Origin of the sequence: Pseudomonas sp. RAC1 (assembly GCF_030658255.1) — a bacterium.
In the GTDB taxonomy this organism is placed as follows: Bacteria; Pseudomonadota; Gammaproteobacteria; order Pseudomonadales; family Pseudomonadaceae; genus Aquipseudomonas; species Aquipseudomonas boreofloridensis.
The window spans coordinates 1-14,873 of the sequence record NZ_JAUTXS020000029.1 but is presented as its reverse complement, the minus strand read 5'-3'; the positions used below and the strand labels follow the sequence as shown (position 1 = coordinate 14,873).

Here is a 14,873-nt window from a genome sequence, read left to right as displayed (position 1 = left end):
CAGCTCTGGCGGCTCAGCGCTGGACGCGATGCAGGTCGTGCCGCAGGTCGGCCAGATACGGGAAGGCCTCGCGTCCTTGCCTCAGCGTTTCATGTGACAGGTCTGCCAGCAGCAGGCTTTCCTCATCCTCGGCCAGGCTCAGTTGGCTGCCGTCCGGCGCGACGATGCTGCTCTGCCCGCAATACTGGATCTCACCTTCCGAGCCGCAGTAGTTGGCGTACAACAGGTAGCACTGGTTCTCCTGCGCCCGCGAACGTACGGTCACCTGGCAGACGAAATCGTAGGGCACCATGTTGGCGGTCGGCACCAGGATCAGTTCGGCACCGTTCAACGCCAGGCGCCGGGCGTTCTCGGGGAACTCGATGTCGTAGCAGATCAGCAGCCCCAGTTTCCAGCCATTCAACGCCACCACCGGGAAATGCTCCTCGCCGGGGCCGAACATCGTGCGGTCCAGCTCACCGAACAGGTGCGTCTTACGGTAGTTGCACAGTCGGCGGCCGTGAGCGTCGATCAACTGCACGCTGTTGTAGACCGCGCCGTCTTCGCCCTGCTCCGGATAGCCATAGACGATGGCAATGTTCTGCGCCTGTGCAAGCTCGCCCACAGCCTGGGCCGATGGGCCATCGACGGGCTCGGCCAGGCGCTGCACGGCCTGGGCGCCGATGTTGTAACCGCTCAGGAACATTTCCGGGCACACCAGCAACTGCGCACCTTGCGCCGCCGCCTGATGTGCCCGTTCGCGCAACCGGTCTAGGTTGCCAGAGACGTCCAGTGGCCTGGGCGCGCCTTGGAACAGGGCGATGCGCATGGCGTTTCCTCGCGGTTTTCAGTCGGGCAGGGCGATGGGGCCGATGTCGGCGAACACGTCGCCAGGACCTGGATTGTCCGGATGTGTGCGGCCGCCAAAGTGGTTCATGATACCCCACACCGCATTCAGCGAAGTCTGCACCGCGCCTTCCACCCAAGCCGGCGTCCAGGACACATCGTCGCCGGCGATGAAGATGCCGCGCTGCTCGGCCGGCAGATCCTGCTGCATGAAGTGCGCGTACATGCGCTGGTTGTAGCGGTAATGGCCCGGCAGTGCGCCTTTGAAAGCGCCGAGGAAGTAAGGATCGGCTTCCCAGGAAATGGTGATCGGGTCGCCGATGATATGCCCGGCGATGTCGGTCTTCGGGTAGATCTTCTTCAGCGAGTCCAGGGCCAGTTGCACACGTTTTTCGGTGGGGTGCGGCAGCATCTTCAGGGCATCGCTCATCCATGCATAGGACAGGCAAATCACCCCCGGCTTGTCGTCGCCGTTGTCGAACAGGTAGGTGCCGCGCGTGAGGCGGTCGGTGAGGGTCATGCTCAGCAGGTCGCGGCCGGTTTCCGGGTCTTTGTCTTTCCAGAACGGCCGATCGACCATGACGAAGGTCTTCGACGACTGCATGTAGCGCGTGCGGTCCAGGGCCATCCACATCTTCTGCGAGAACAGCGCTTCCTCGCAGTCGATCTGCGTGGTCAGCAGCCAGCTCTGGCAGGTGGTCAGCACTGCCGCGTAGTGGCGGCAGTCGCCGTAGTTGTCGGTGACCGCCAGACGCCCGTCACTGGCCCGCGCGATGCGCTTGACCCCCGCGCGCGGTGCACCGCCATGCAGCGACTTGAGGCTGGTACCGGCCGGCCAGTGCGCCGCCTGCGCCGGGGCGTGCCGCCAGATGCCCTGCGGCACCTGCTCGACGCCACCGACCACCAGGTGCTGGTGATCGTCGCAATTGGTCATCACCACGCGGAAGATTTCCAGCATCGAATTGGGGAAGTCCGAATCCCAGCCGCCGGTGCCGAAGCCCACTTGGCCGAATACTTCGCGGTGCTGGAAGCTCAACTGGGCGAAGGCCTTGGAGGTGGCGACGAAGTCATAGAAGGTGCGGTCGTCCCACAGCGGAACCAGCGTATTCCACAGCGCTTTCAGACGCGGCACGTCACGCTCGCGGATCGCCTGCTGGATCTCGCCAAAGGACGCGCGGTCTTCCAGCGCGTCGGCCCAGGCGTCTGCCACTTCGCGGAAGATCGGTGGCAGATCGCCGGGGTTTTCTGCGTAATAGGTCTGGCCCTCCAGGTCGATCACCGTGCTGGGTGAGGCCGGGGTCAGCGGGTTGGGGAAGGGGCGGGTTTCCAGCCCCAGCTTGTCGACATAGTGGTAGAAGGCGGTGGAGGACACTGGAAAGCGCATGCCACCCAGTTCGGCGACAATGGCGTCGGTGCCGTTGAAGGCCTGCGAGCGCAATCGCCCCCCGAGCTTCGACGCCTCGTACACCACCGGCTTGAGCCCCAACTTCATTAACTCGTAGGCCGCCACCAGACCGGCGATCCCGGCGCCGACGATGGCGACTTCCTCGCCCTGCCGCTCGGCAGGAATACTGCCGAGCCCGGCAGGATGCTCCAGCCAGTCATCGAATGCGAAAGGAAAGTCGGGGCCGAAGATGGTCACCGGTGGCTTGCCGTCGGCGGGATGGCGGTTTTTCTTGTTCATCTGATGACCTTGCCAGAGCGGCTGCACAGAGGGCGGAGCCTGAGTATAGGAAATGCCTGGCGATCATTTTAGGGCTAGGGATGGTCGTTATTAAGAGCAAGAGTGGCGTCGAAATGCCTGTTTTTTCGTCATAACGACTTGAGCGTCGAACGTTATGACGAGTGTTCACACTGCCTGACCACGATCCACCTTGTGGCTGAGGATGATCGACGTGGTGGTTTTCTCGACCCCTTCAAGGCTGCCGATCTGGTCGAGCAACTGGTCGAGCTGTTCGGGGGAGTCGCTGCGCAACCAGGCCACATAGTCGAACTCCCCACTCACCGCGCACAGTTGCTGCACCTGGCCCATGGCCGAGAGCCGGCGCACCACCTCGCGTCCGGCACGTGGCTGAACCTTGATCCCGACGTAGGCTTGCAGACCGCCGCCGGCCAGACGCTGACCCAGGCGCACGCCATAGCCGGTGATCACCTTGTGCTTTTCCAGCCGCGCCAGGCGCGAGGTGACCGTGGTGCGGGCGATACCCAATTGACGCGCCAGCGTCGCCACGCTTTCGCGGGCGTTGATTTGCAGCAGGGCGATGAGCTGGCGGTCGGTGTGGTCCAGGGGGAGGGTGTCTGGCATGGCGGGGCTCTTGGTGCGGTGGACTCAGGCGATGGTACGGGGGTTTGTGGGGAGCCGCTTGGGAAACTAGACAAAGCGGAGCTCGTCAACTGACAGATCCGGGAGCCGAATACGATGCGCTACCCGGCTCACTGTCTAATGTGCTGGTGTGGACTGTTTGTGGTCAGTGAGTTCTAGTGCCACATGAAAACGGCCGCCGCCAGAAACGACAAAGCCGCGCAATGCGCGGCTTCTAACATGGTGGGCCCACACGGACTCGAACCGTGGACCAAAGGATTATGAGTTCGCCAATGACACCGTTGCGCTAGGTTTCATTGGGTTACACGAGGAAACGGTACAGGACGCGAAAGTACAGGGCAATCAGTATGTTAGCGAACGGTAGGTTACAGGTGAGGACCTTCGTGCTGTACCGCTAGTGTACCTGGCCAAGTGGCTTGTTTTGTACCGTCGATCCGGCGTCCCTGCCGGCGCTGGTGTCCAGGCCCCGGGCAAAAAGCCGCCCGGGGCCTGGCTCGGCATCCATGCCTCACCAGCTTGGAGCAGCGTGATCCCTGCACGAGTTTTCTACCTCTCAACGGAATTCCCGTCCAGGAAGCGCGCCAAGAGGATCTGCCTTCGGTCGCATACGGGTGTTTCGTTTATTGCGTTTTTCGTTTTTTTCGAATATAAATGCTCTACGTGGCTGCAGTCATGCCCCCACGTTCACTGCTATATCACTGAGTTTTTGGAGAAAACCATGACCACCGCCGACCTCACTCGCACCGTGCTTCCTGATGAGAAGGAAATTGCTGCGGCCGTGGAGTCAAGCCGACAGTTAGCCGCCTTCCTCTCGACTAAGCTGGAAACCCAGCGCATCGAACTGGTGGACGGAGAGCAACAACGTCAGGTAGTTGAACTGCCGACGTTTGCCTTTCGCCTGCTTGGCGAGATTCTCAGTGAGCTTGCTTTGGGAAATGCCGTCAAGGTTGTCCCGATTCATGCTGAGCTGACCACTCAGGAAGGTGCTGATTTGCTTAACGTCTCGCGGCCTCACCTAGTGAAGCTGCTGGATGAGGGTAGGATTCCGCACACAAAGACAGGGCGTCATCGTCGGGTCAAATTCGCCGATCTGATGGAATACAAAGAGCAACGAGAACTCGCTAGTCACTCTGCCCTAGATGATCTCGCTGCCCAGGCTCAGGAGCTTGGGATGGGGTACGAATGAGGCATTCTCCTTACACGGCAGTTTATGATGCGAATGTCTTGTACCCTGCACCATTGCGTGATTTTTTAATGCGTCTTGCGCTGACTGGTGCGTATCGAGCGCGCTGGTCAGCTTTGATCCATGATGAATGGAAGCGCAATCTGCTATTGAATCGAACAGATTTAACTGCAGAACAGCTGAATCGCACCTCCGAACTGATGGATCAAGCCATACCCGACGCGCTGGTTACCGATTACGAAGCCATTGTTGCTGGGCTTGAGCTGCCAGACCAAGATGATCGTCATGTGCTTGCCGTTGCAATCAAATGTAACGCTTCCGCTATTGTGACTTTCAATCTCAAGGATTTTCCTAAAGCTTCTCTTGAACCATTCGGTATAGAAGCGCTACACCCGGACGATTTTATTGCTGATCTATGGGATCTTGATCAAGCGGCTGTCCTAGAGGCCGCTCGACGTCAGCGAGCCGCTTTGAAAAATCCGCCGCATAGTGTTCGGGAATACCTTGATAAACTTCTGCAGCAGAAGCTTCCAGAGACGGTGAAGCTGCTTTCTGACTTCGAATTCCTTCTCTAAATTTATCGAATAATTTTCCAGGGCAAAAGTCTAGCCCCAATGTGCAAGGGGCTGTACACAATTACAGGACGTATTTATGTCTAAGTCGAAGAAAGAAGCTCCGAAAAATCCAGGGTTTGAATCTACAATCTGGATAGATGAGAACCATATTCTTGAGAGCGCTGCAGCTTTTGGTGATGTCGCCATTGAACTGGCTAAAATGCTGAGTCCATACAGTGACCCAAGATTGAATGTGGTGTTTACTAACGGGGCGCTTGCCTTGGAGTTGTATTTTAAGGCGCAGGTGGTTGAGCGGGTTTTCGATCCAGCCTATTTTGAAATTACACCAGACGGTAATCAGCGGCCAGCGACCGAAAAACAATATGTTGAGCAGACAAAACCTTCTGTGGTTTCTATTCTGCACAGTCGTCTTCAGGTTCCAAAAAAATATAGAACTCATGAGCTGGTTGAGCTTTTTGTCAATCTCAGTGATGAGATCCAAGACAAAATTGTAGGGTTTATTTCAGGGGGGGTTCCTAAGATTCAATCTAGAAAGGATATGGTAGAGTTTTTAGGTTTAATAAACTGTTTTTTTGTAGATAAGCGCTATGAGTTTGAAGGTTTCATTTCAGGTGTCGAAGCGGATAAGATTCACATCTACACTCTTATTCCCCTCTTGCAGGCAATGAAGGAATCTATGCTAGGGAAGCGTTAAGGGCGACTAGGAATTGCAAGTCTGCTGAAAAGATTGGTGTGAGGCTTATGAATACTCTCCCGCTTACAGATACGATCATCCATGCATTGGCTCAGTTAGTAGACGACTCTGGAAATAGTGGAAGCTATCGGGAGCCATCTCATTCTGATATTGAGTTCCAAGTAAACACTGCTGGTCTTTCCAAGCATGATCCAAAGCAGCAGGGGCAGACCATCGGCAAAGCGAAGCGAGTTCGTGCGGTGCTCTACAGTGCGATGGAACTACAGCCTGAGGCGGGTTCTCGGTTAGTCGCTGGGCTTCTATCTAAAGTCCGAGCCTGTGGTGGTTTTCGCCAGACGTCTGCGAACTACGTTGGCCTTGAGGCCGTGGATAACGCTAAGGCAGCCTTCAACGCAGAGGGCTTTAACCTAGCCAACGATGGGACGGTATCTCCCAAAGTCTTGACCGCCCTTGCCGGAGCGGAATTGACTGATGCTTTGTGGGCCTATGCCCTCCGTGCTCAAAAGGGGGCGGAAGATGCGGCTCTCATAGCGGGTACAGGAAAGGATTTGTTAGAAGCCACCGCAGCCCACGTGCTTATGACTCTTGAGGGGCGCTACCCAGAAAGGGCGAATTTCCAAGGCCTTTTGGGGATGGCGTTCATTGCTCTTGAGTTAGCAGTGCCAGAGATTCCCGAGCAGCCTGGTGAGCCAGTGATTAAGTCGATGGAGCGTGGCCTGTTCACCGCTGCTCTTGGCGTCAATCGAGTTCGCAACAAGCAGGGTGCTGGCCATGGAAGACCTTGGGTGGCCACTCTTTCGTCAGAGGAGGCTAAAGCCGCTATTGAGATCGTGGGAACTATCTCAGCGTACTTGCTCGGGAAGTTGTCGAAACGTGAGCGTCGATCGGCCTAGCTACCGACCACCAAACTCGATCGAGAAAGAGGGCAGGTCACAGTAGCTACCGCTGCGAGCGCACAAACAAAGCAGCTACCTGTGGCAATGGCTTGCTTAGTCCGTCCCTGCTGGTGCTGGTGTCCAGACCTCACCAGCTTTTCCTCCGATCTCCTGTTGTTTATTAGACACAAGTAGTATTGCGTATCGAGTGGTGGCAGAGTGCTATAGTCTGATTTTGAGCCAAGGAGGGGCCATGGCTAAGTTTCCGCAGCATCCGCGTTACGTTCCCATCATCAAGTGGCAGTCGTGGGAGCAGCGTGCTCTCGAAAAGGTCGAAGCAGCACACGTACACCGCGTGCAGCCATGCATTGAGGTGCGTACTTCCAAGCAGCATCTGAACCTTCTTGGAAAGCTCCAGGCCGTATGGCCTCATGACGTCTTGGTAGATTATGCAAATCCTAGCGGGCAATTGACCCATGTCCGCCAGAATGAGCTTTTAGATTTCATGCAGCATGCGGTTCAGCAAAAAATTCCAGCCTCGCCGGTCTTAGGACCTGCGTACGTTGCGAGCATGGGCGCCAAATTTATGAAATTGGCTACCTCACTTCCTTCAGTAGTCATCCGGTTGCGTTTGGATGCCCTTGCCGTTCCCAACGATAAACTGCAATTGGTGCGAGGTGCTTACACCTATCTGAATTCTGCAGGGATCGAATCGGCATTGATTGTCGACCTAGGAGTGAGTCCGAAGGAGTGGCTGCCAGTCCAGATCGCCAGTTTCAGTCAAGATCTACGGTCGCTTAGCACCATTGGTTATAAATCGGTGCATGTTGTTTCGGGCGCATACCCTGCTAGTTTGGCATCTGTCAAAACTGGTTCGGCTACATTCAAGCGTTCGGATTGGGCATTTTGGAGCGAGGTAAACGCTAGTGTGCCGGACTTGAAAGTCGGGTATGGCGATTATGGAACCCTTTCTCCAGGTTGGACGGAGGACATCCTGGAGCTTCGTAGCAATCGTATCGCGATCCGCTACACCCGAGGCAACGATTGGTTGATCCTGCGAGCGGATGGGAAAACCACCAATGACTCCATTGCGATCTCCGAAATCTTGGTGAGCACATATCCTCAGGATTTCAAAGGAGCTGGATATTCATTCGGGGACGAGATCTTGGCTGAGCGAGCTGATCCCAATTTTCCAGTGAAGAAGAAGCGTTGTGGACACTATCACATCACCGAAGGGTGGAGTCACCACATTGCATACGTGCTCAAGGAGCAGTACTGATAGCGCTTCTAGCCCGCTCGATCAGGCGTAGACGGACTTTCGCTTTAAGGTCCTCCAGAGGAAGCATTTCAGCGACCTTGGCTTGAATAACGTAGAGGCTCTTGCTCTTGAAGCCGCGGGTGATCCCAAGCTCTTCGAGAATCTGCAGGGCCTCTTCACGCTTCAGCAGGGTGACCAAGACGTCGGGTTCATGTCTTTTGTTAGGTTTGGCCTTTCGTACCTGCTTGAAGGTTTTGCCGGCCTCGTCTGGCACAACCATAACCCCCCACCAAGGAGGCAGCATTGGCATCGCTTTCTTGAGGTGGCATTCCGCAGTGACAAGCGTTACCTGATCGAATGCGCGAGCATAGCGTGAACCCTGCCCAACAAGGCGTGTTAGAGAGTCCGCTGCGCTTTTGATCTCATAGCAGTGCATGTCTAAAACCTGCACCAGATCCGCACGGATCTCTCCGCCATTCAGCTCAACCTCCTCTAGGAAGTGAGACGAAACGTTAGGCATACCAGCTGCTAGGTGATGTGTTAAGGCAATTTTGATATCAGTTTCGCGCATGGAGAAATCTCAGGTAGGCGCCAATGATGCCGCAAATGGAGCTTTTTTGCGTGACTTTCCGACCTGACGGATAAGCTTAGCTGGTAGAGGACGCTATGCAAATATGCTAATATACTTGCATGAACCAGCCAAAGCCTTTGTCCCAAATTGTTGCCGAGCTATTGGAGCATTTTGCTGCAAGGGGGATGGTCACTAGCTCAGCCATCGCAAGGGATACAGGGGTAAATCAGTCACAGATCTACCGAAATCTTTTCGCAGCTCCCAGGCGGTTCACTAAGACTCATCTCAGGTTATGCGAATATGCAAATATTGATGTGGCCCGTGATGTGTCTGACCCCCGTTCCAGCGAGATTTTGATGAATGCTCTCGCCTCCGTTTGGGACGGATCTGAGGAGCACGCTCGTCGGCTAGCTGAGCTGCTTTTTGCGCACAGTCGAGCGGGCATGAGAACATGAGAACTGGAAGAGCGTTAGAGGAGGTTGCATATGCATGACGCAAAGACTCCTATAACCGTTAAATCTGCTTTCGAGAGCCTTCAGGCTGCAGGTTATCCGCGTGCGTATGTCACGAAGCTCCTTCCTGACTGGTGGGACAACAGCTTGTTGAAAACCAGCGCGGGGGCGTTCCAATTTGCTCTGATCCTTAAGCAGCGGTTGGGCCTAGACGTGAGCTTTGGGCAAGACGGCGATCTGGCGATCGAGCCGCGTGCCGCGCGTGCCAATTTCAAACACAGGGCAGATACTCGTGTTGACGAGCTCAATGTCGCGGCAGGCCTCGGCATCGCTTTAGCTCGTCTGGCGGTCTTTGCTAGTCGAGCGCCCTATCGTGAGTTGCCTGCTAATCCCCTTGAAATTTATGAGCTAGTGCGCCACTCGACTGGTCGGGCATGCGTTGACTTTCAGGGGTTATTGGATCTCTGTTGGATGAATGGAATTCCGGTTCTATTTCTCAAAGAGATGCCCAGGAACACAAAGCGCATGACCGGTATGGCCGTCATCGTCGACGGCCGGCCAGCAATCCTTGTGGGGTTCAACCACACACATCAATCTAAGCAATTGTTCGTTTTGGCCCATGAGCTTGCCCACATATTGTGCGGGCACGTCCAGGACAACGGTGCTTTGATTGATGAAGACATCGCTGATGTGAGTGAAGGGCTTGAAGGTCGTGTGCAGGTCCGAAGGGATGAGCAGGAACGGGAGGCAGATACTTTCGCCCTCAGCCTCATACGGCGCGGGCAAATGGACATTGTTCGACGGATACCTCGCCAGACATCGGCTACCACTTTGGCTGCTGCCGCGCTTAGGGCTAGTCGGGAGAATGCTGTAGATCAGGGGCACCTTATCCTGTCTTATGCCAAAGAGCATGATGACTGGATTTGGGCTAATCAGGCATTGAGGTTCGTTCCGCAAGAGGTCGGAGCGATCGAGTTACTGCGGGATCGATTCTTAAGGAATACTGATCTGTCAGCGATCTCCGAAGAGAGTGCCGAGCATCTTCTTTCCATGCAAGGATTTGCGAGGTAGCTCAGTCTTGTATTTGCTCGATAGCGATGTCGCAAAAAAAATATGCCAATACAACCTTCTCCATGAGTTGGCCGGCGCGTTGGGCTGTGGTTTGGGCGACTTTGCGGTGCTCCCGCAGCTGAAGTTTCAGCTGAAGCTGACCAAGGACGATAAGGCTCTCGCCAAACTCGGTTCTTTGGAGGCGGTTGACCTTGCGCGACAGCTCGTGGCGTCAGCCTCTGAAGTAGAGGTTGTGGCTGAATCTGCGAATCCGCTGCTCCAGCTCAATCGACCTGATATTGATAGCGGTGAGGCAACTCTATTCGCTGCACTCTATGGTAACGAGGATACAGAGCTCCTGAGTGGCGACAAGCGGGCTTACGTAGCGCTTTCCAAGGTTGAGGGCATGCCAGTGATCGATGCTCTATGGGCTCGACTGATCTGTCTAGAAGAAGCCCTATATCTGATCCTGGGAAGCTCGGAGTTCCAATTGGTCTCGGCAAAGGTTCGTGCTCGACCGGACGTCGATACTTCTATGAGCATCGCTTTCGGTCGAACGGCGGAAAACCCGTTAGAGTCTGTAGTCGAGGCGCTTATCAGCTATATGCGCTCCCTTGAGGCGGATACCAGTGGGAAGTATTTGCTTCCTTGCTGACTGCCTGGAGGCATAAGCATCTATATTCTACCAAGCGTCAAGATTATGCGTGTGTATTCGCCCCGGAGTGGGGCTTCGTGTTTGTAGGACGGTGCGTGCAGCCTTGATGTTGGAGGGACGTAGCCCGCCGCTCCCTTGCCCGATTTGGAGCTGACTGTAGTGGTCAACAATTCCCGGACACAGAATTGAGTTTTTCTTCCGCAACCGCCGGCGGTACGAAGCCGTTGTGCTGATGCGGCCTTATCCAGTTGTACCGCTGCATGAGGTAGCGGCCGATGTCCTGCTCGGCCAACGCTGTCGTCATGTAACCCACTGTCGGCACCCACTCCGTTTTCAGGCTACGAAACAGCCGCTCCATGGGCGAATTGTCGTAACAGTTTTCCCTTCGGCTCATGCTCTGAATCATCCGATAGCGCCAGAGCCGCTGGCGGAAACCCCGGCTGCCATATTGGCTGCCCTGGTCGCTGTGAAACAGCACGCCTTGTGGTCTGCCACGCATCTCGTAAGCCCTGTCGAGCGCTTTGACGACCAGTTCCGCATCAGGCTTGGCGGACATCGCCCAACCCACCACTCTGCGGCTGTACAAGTCCAAGACCACCGCCAGATAGCTCCATCGCCCCTCTGCCCAGATATACGTGATGTCGCCACACCAGACCTTGTTTGGCGCAGCCACGGTGAACTTGCGATCAAGGACATTGGGAATGTCGGGGCGCTCGACCGTGGCCTTCTTGTACGCATGAGAACCGGGCTGTTTGCTGATCAGTCCTTGTTCCTTCATCAATCTTCTGACTCTGAAACGCCCGACGTTAATGCCTTTATCCCGCAGCATGGCAACCAGACTGCGACTGCCCGCTGAGCTACGACTTTGGTTGAACAGCTCGTTGACACGACTGCATAGGTTCACTCGCGGACATCGATATGACGCCGCCGGGCCAAGTGGGCGTAATAACAAGATCGGGGTAGCTCGAAGACTGAACACAACAGTTGAACAGGGTAGTGCTTTGCCAACTGCCGAATCGACTTCAACGTCTGCGCCCGTGTTCCTCGACCATCAAGAGCGCAGTGGCCTCCTTTAATATTTTCTTCTCAAGCTCCAGCCGGTTGATACGGGCCTGAAGCTCCTGAATGGTCTGCTGCTCCGGCGTGAGCGCCTTGGTAGTGGGCGTAACGCCCCCGCGCTCCAGCTGCAACTGGGTAACCCAGCGGCGCAATAAGCTCTCACCTACATCGAGAGATCTGGCGGCCTCGGGACAACTGTAGCCTTGGTCGAGCACCAGGCTGGCAGCCTCACGCTTGAAAGTCGGGGTGAAGGTACGTCGTTGTCTGCTCATCGAACACCTCTGTATGGCGAGCATTCTCGCCTAAAAAGGTGTCCGGGGTTAGTAGACCACTACAGTGCGACGTGACCAGTCTTCTGCGTCGCGTTTAGTTCGGAAGGTTTTAGAGTTGGTGGGCCATCCAGTTTTGCGGATGACAGCTTTCCAAGTGCCGGCAGGGGTTTTGACAATTGTGGCCATCTGAGGACTCCAAAGGCGAGCAGACAGAACTGCACTGTACCTAATTTGTACCTTTGGACCATAGGATTATTCGTGAGGCCACACCCCTGAAAAGCACAAAGCCGCGCAATGCGCGGCTTTGAAGGTGGTGGGCCCACACGGACTCGAACCGTGGACCAAAGGATTATGAGCCCGAAAAAATCCCCCGTGGCGGTTGATTAAACCTTGTATTAGCCTGATTTTATTGAATATTTACCAACATTGGGGAAAGGTATTGGAATTCGGTGTGGACACATTGTGGACACATTCGACTGTACCGAGCTGCACAGATCTTCAATTCTTTGCACGCTGTGCAATGCCCTGGTACGCCAGGCGGCCCGTGCAGCACCTGCCCTGGGCTAGGGTTGCACCAGCCCTGGCGGTTGCACTATTTCGCGAGACAAAGCGCGTCGGCGGGAGGGGGATAAGTGATTTCTTCACGCTTTTTTCTTTACCCAAGCAGCGTTTACCTGCTAAGAAAAGAACATCGGAAATTTAGGGTGGGATATGGATAAGCCTAATCACGCATCTCCGCTGGAGATGCTGCAAATAATTGATTCGTTGAAGTTGTCTCCAGGTATGAGCTGTTCGGAGATAATGACTAAGTTAAGCAGTGCCGCCGACTCAGAACTCAGTGAGGTTTTGGCGTGGGCCACTTCGATGATGCTCGACGCTTCGAGTGCGCAAGCGCCCTTAGTACCGCTGTGTCGCTTTGGAACTCAAACGAGTGCCACCTTAGACTTCTTCAGTGATCAAGATATTTTCTGCTTGGCCGCAATTACGTCGGAGATTAGTAGCTCCGAACTAAGGGCTAGGATAAGTGATATTGTCGTGCTTAGATTACCTAGACTGGTAGCTCAGGCAGAAATCGCTGTGAATGCGTACTGGCAAAGTGCTCAAGAACTTATCGCTGCTGGAGAGATATTCACGGCGCTCCAGAGGATTGAGCGGGGGCTACGCCTTGGATTCCGATATAAGAAAGCGTTTGGAGAAGTCTATTCAGGCTTGTCCGAATATCTGATTGATCAATTGGAGTTAGGGTCTTTTGACGATCAGCAATTGAAATCAGTAAGGGTCATGTATGATTTGCGCATCAAGGATAATGGTTGGATTTGTTCAGTTTGCTTGAACTTTGCCGATCGGCATGTTGATAAGAAGAGTTATCGCATAGCTGTTTCATTACTGGAGTTGGCAGCTAGTTGTGCAATGTCCGATCCAGAGTTAGTGAATAAAATATTTCGCAAGATCGCTGATTGCCATCTCGCAGAGGCTAGGGCTCACAATAATTTTATGAGCTGTGCGTGTATTATCTCGGCGATTGAAGCACTTGAAAGGATACCTAATACTCGTTCGGAGCGAGATTCACTGTATTCAGACCTCAGAGAGCATCAACGAGACTGGCGACAGTATATGTCTTCATTCTCCATTCCTTCGCCAGATATCTCTGAAGATGTCGCCGATGCTAAAAAGGTGGTTGCCGGCACTGATTTTTTCGACAGCTTGTTTCGGTTGGTTCTTTTTGTTGCTCGTCCATCTGATGTAAGCAAGTTGCGAGATGACGCTTTGAAGTCCCTAGACGGTAATATCTTTGCTCATATGGGAGCTGAGCACATAGATCATGAAGGGCTTCCGGTCGCCATAGTTCCTAGTGTGACATCCGAGGAGCAAGATGAGGAGGGTATATGGGCTCAAATGATGCAGTATTTGAAGCTTGAGCATGAATTTATGGTCCAGGCTCGTATATTGCCGGCGCTACAAGAATTATCTTTGAGTTATTACTGGGAAGATGAATTTTGGATGAGGCTGCTTCGAAATCATCCATTCGTCCCAACAGGGCACGAAGAATATTACCTGAGAGGCCTAAACGCCGGGTTACAGGGTGACTTTCTGGGGTCGACACATTTTCTTATCCCTCAGGTTGAGAACTCGCTGCGATATATTTTGCGCCAAAAAGCAAGAGAGAATACTCGAAAATTTTCAGATGGAACCCAGGAGCGCGAAAGTCTTTCTTCACTGCTTGACAATGAGGAGATCGTGAGTGCGCTCGGTGAGGATGCCATGTTTGGGATAAAGGCAATCCTCACAGATAAAATATATGGTGATTTAAGAAATCAGGTCTCGCACGGGTATGTGCCTAGCAATTACATGTATAGCAGTGGCGCCATTTTTTTCTGGTGGCAAATTTTACAAATCATAATGCGTCCGTTTGCTGGGTACTGGAAAAAGACCTATGGGTAAATCTGATGGTGAGGATGCTCTATAGTTTAACTTCTTCCAAAGTGGTGGCAATCAGAGAGGTTTTTTCAAACATGTTGGAAAAAATTTCTTGGTTGTCAGGTGGTGGTGTTGGTCCGTGTTTGTGTAAGGCTAGTTGTTGATTCATTTCAATAACTATTAAGGCTAGGTCGTAAATTAGCTGGATGATGTTCACATCTTTGGACCCTAGCCAAGTTTTAGGCGCCTGCAGGCGCTGACTACCTGCCGTGATGCATTTCCGCATTCCTTCGATCCGCTCATACAGGTCGCCGCCGATCGTCGAATTGAACTTCTGCCCCACCACCAGGTTGAGATCGCGCCCGGTGGCCTGGTGCAGGTCATCGACAGCGGCCAGGCTCGCGGATCCGCCGGACAGCAGCTTGAGCGCTCCCAGGGCTTCGACCTTCTTCACCCCGCCTACCGTCTCGGTCGAGTGGTCGTCCACGTTCCTAGTGTGGCTCTGGAACTGCTCTCGGTTGGCCAGCGACTCCACCTCGCGCTCGATCGCCTTGTCCTGGATCTTTCCATCCGTCTGGCGCAGCCAGTTGCCGTCCGCGTCCACACGCTGCTGGCAGGCCTCGCTGTGCTGCCAGACCTGGTCGCCTTTGGGTACCCGGGGCA

Annotated in this window: 12 protein-coding genes and 2 pseudogenes; 8 read left to right on the top strand and 6 right to left on the bottom strand. The window is 54.3% G+C overall.

What is annotated here, in order from left to right:
• Positions 1-13: 13 nt before the first annotated feature.
• The 3 genes from Q7C30_RS09350 to Q7C30_RS09340 all read right to left on the bottom strand — a co-directional run bounded on the left by Q7C30_RS09350 (position 14) and on the right by Q7C30_RS09340 (position 3,130).
• Complete coding sequence (locus Q7C30_RS09350) at positions 14-808, bottom strand: carbon-nitrogen hydrolase family protein (RefSeq protein WP_317871344.1); 795 nt, start codon at positions 806-808, stop codon at positions 14-16.
• 18 nt (positions 809-826) lie between these two features.
• Entirely contained in the window at positions 827-2,509 is a 1,683-nt protein-coding gene (locus Q7C30_RS09345) for an NAD(P)/FAD-dependent oxidoreductase (protein WP_039581181.1), read from the bottom strand.
• Positions 2,510-2,674: 165 nt separating this feature from the next.
• Positions 2,675-3,130 carry an Lrp/AsnC family transcriptional regulator gene (locus tag Q7C30_RS09340; protein WP_029614028.1) on the bottom strand — a complete coding sequence of 152 codons (456 nt, stop codon included), beginning with the start codon at positions 3,128-3,130 and terminating at the stop codon, positions 2,675-2,677.
• 736 nt (positions 3,131-3,866) lie between these two features.
• Between Q7C30_RS09340 and Q7C30_RS09335 the strand changes: the two genes are divergently transcribed.
• The 5 genes from Q7C30_RS09335 to Q7C30_RS09315 all read left to right on the top strand — a co-directional run bounded on the left by Q7C30_RS09335 (position 3,867) and on the right by Q7C30_RS09315 (position 7,754).
• Entirely contained in the window at positions 3,867-4,334 is a 468-nt protein-coding gene (locus tag Q7C30_RS09335; RefSeq protein WP_317871343.1) for a helix-turn-helix domain-containing protein, read from the top strand.
• Positions 4,331-4,906, top strand: coding sequence for a PIN domain-containing protein (locus Q7C30_RS09330; protein WP_317871342.1), 576 nt, complete (start codon positions 4,331-4,333; stop codon positions 4,904-4,906). Before Q7C30_RS09335 ends, Q7C30_RS09330 begins: the two co-directional genes overlap by 4 nt.
• A gap of 76 nt (positions 4,907-4,982) precedes the next feature.
• Entirely contained in the window at positions 4,983-5,600 is a 618-nt protein-coding gene (locus Q7C30_RS09325) for a hypothetical protein (RefSeq protein ID WP_317871341.1), read from the top strand.
• Between the two features lie 47 nt (positions 5,601-5,647).
• Entirely contained in the window at positions 5,648-6,493 is an 846-nt protein-coding gene (locus Q7C30_RS09320) for an abortive infection family protein (protein ID WP_317871340.1), read from the top strand.
• A 235-nt stretch (positions 6,494-6,728) separates the two neighbouring features.
• Positions 6,729-7,754, top strand: a complete 1,026-nt coding sequence (locus Q7C30_RS09315; protein WP_317871339.1) for a hypothetical protein — start codon at positions 6,729-6,731, stop codon at positions 7,752-7,754.
• On the opposite strand, the gene Q7C30_RS09310 is transcribed toward Q7C30_RS09315, so the two are convergent.
• Positions 7,738-8,304: a sce7726 family protein gene (locus Q7C30_RS09310; RefSeq protein ID WP_317871338.1), complete on the bottom strand. Its 567-nt coding sequence runs from the start codon at positions 8,302-8,304 to the stop codon at positions 7,738-7,740. The two genes, Q7C30_RS09315 and Q7C30_RS09310, sit on opposite strands and share 17 nt — an antisense overlap.
• Positions 8,305-8,789: 485 nt before the next feature.
• On the opposite strand from Q7C30_RS09310, the gene Q7C30_RS09305 reads away from it, so the two are divergent.
• On the top strand, positions 8,790-9,827 hold the full coding sequence (locus tag Q7C30_RS09305) for an ImmA/IrrE family metallo-endopeptidase (protein WP_317871337.1): 1,038 nt from the start codon (positions 8,790-8,792) through the stop codon (positions 9,825-9,827).
• Positions 9,828-9,834: 7 nt separating this feature from the next.
• On the top strand, positions 9,835-10,461 hold the full coding sequence (locus Q7C30_RS09300; RefSeq protein ID WP_317871336.1) for a hypothetical protein: 627 nt from the start codon (positions 9,835-9,837) through the stop codon (positions 10,459-10,461).
• Positions 10,462-10,624: 163 nt separating this feature from the next.
• Here Q7C30_RS09300 and Q7C30_RS09295 read toward each other — a convergent pair.
• Positions 10,625-11,792, bottom strand: a pseudogene (locus tag Q7C30_RS09295) (IS3 family transposase).
• Positions 11,793-12,503: 711 nt separating this feature from the next.
• On the opposite strand from Q7C30_RS09295, the gene Q7C30_RS09290 reads away from it, so the two are divergent.
• Complete coding sequence (locus Q7C30_RS09290; RefSeq protein WP_317871335.1) at positions 12,504-14,234, top strand: DUF4209 domain-containing protein; 1,731 nt, start codon at positions 12,504-12,506, stop codon at positions 14,232-14,234.
• A 19-nt stretch (positions 14,235-14,253) separates the two neighbouring features.
• Here Q7C30_RS09290 and Q7C30_RS09285 read toward each other — a convergent pair.
• Positions 14,254-14,873 (bottom strand): annotated as a pseudogene (locus Q7C30_RS09285) (hypothetical protein); the annotation flags it as partial.

Excerpts from the sequence above, each read along its gene's own strand:
- Q7C30_RS09335 (WP_317871343.1), top strand. The coding sequence starts at position 3,867 with ATGACCACCGCCGACCTCACTCGCACCGTGCTTCCTGATGAGAAGGAA.
- Q7C30_RS09290 (WP_317871335.1), top strand. The coding sequence starts at position 12,504 with ATGGATAAGCCTAATCACGCATCTCCGCTGGAGATGCTGCAAATAATT.
- Q7C30_RS09325 (WP_317871341.1), top strand. The coding sequence starts at position 4,983 with ATGTCTAAGTCGAAGAAAGAAGCTCCGAAAAATCCAGGGTTTGAATCT.
- Q7C30_RS09315 (WP_317871339.1), top strand. The coding sequence starts at position 6,729 with ATGGCTAAGTTTCCGCAGCATCCGCGTTACGTTCCCATCATCAAGTGG.
- Q7C30_RS09320 (WP_317871340.1), top strand. The coding sequence starts at position 5,648 with ATGAATACTCTCCCGCTTACAGATACGATCATCCATGCATTGGCTCAG.
- Q7C30_RS09345 (WP_039581181.1), bottom strand. The coding sequence starts at position 2,509 with ATGAACAAGAAAAACCGCCATCCCGCCGACGGCAAGCCACCGGTGACC.
- Q7C30_RS09305 (WP_317871337.1), top strand. The coding sequence starts at position 8,790 with ATGCATGACGCAAAGACTCCTATAACCGTTAAATCTGCTTTCGAGAGC.
- Q7C30_RS09350 (WP_317871344.1), bottom strand. The coding sequence starts at position 808 with ATGCGCATCGCCCTGTTCCAAGGCGCGCCCAGGCCACTGGACGTCTCT.
- Q7C30_RS09330 (WP_317871342.1), top strand. The coding sequence starts at position 4,331 with ATGAGGCATTCTCCTTACACGGCAGTTTATGATGCGAATGTCTTGTAC.
- Q7C30_RS09340 (WP_029614028.1), bottom strand. The coding sequence starts at position 3,130 with ATGCCAGACACCCTCCCCCTGGACCACACCGACCGCCAGCTCATCGCC.
- Q7C30_RS09310 (WP_317871338.1), bottom strand. The coding sequence starts at position 8,304 with ATGCGCGAAACTGATATCAAAATTGCCTTAACACATCACCTAGCAGCT.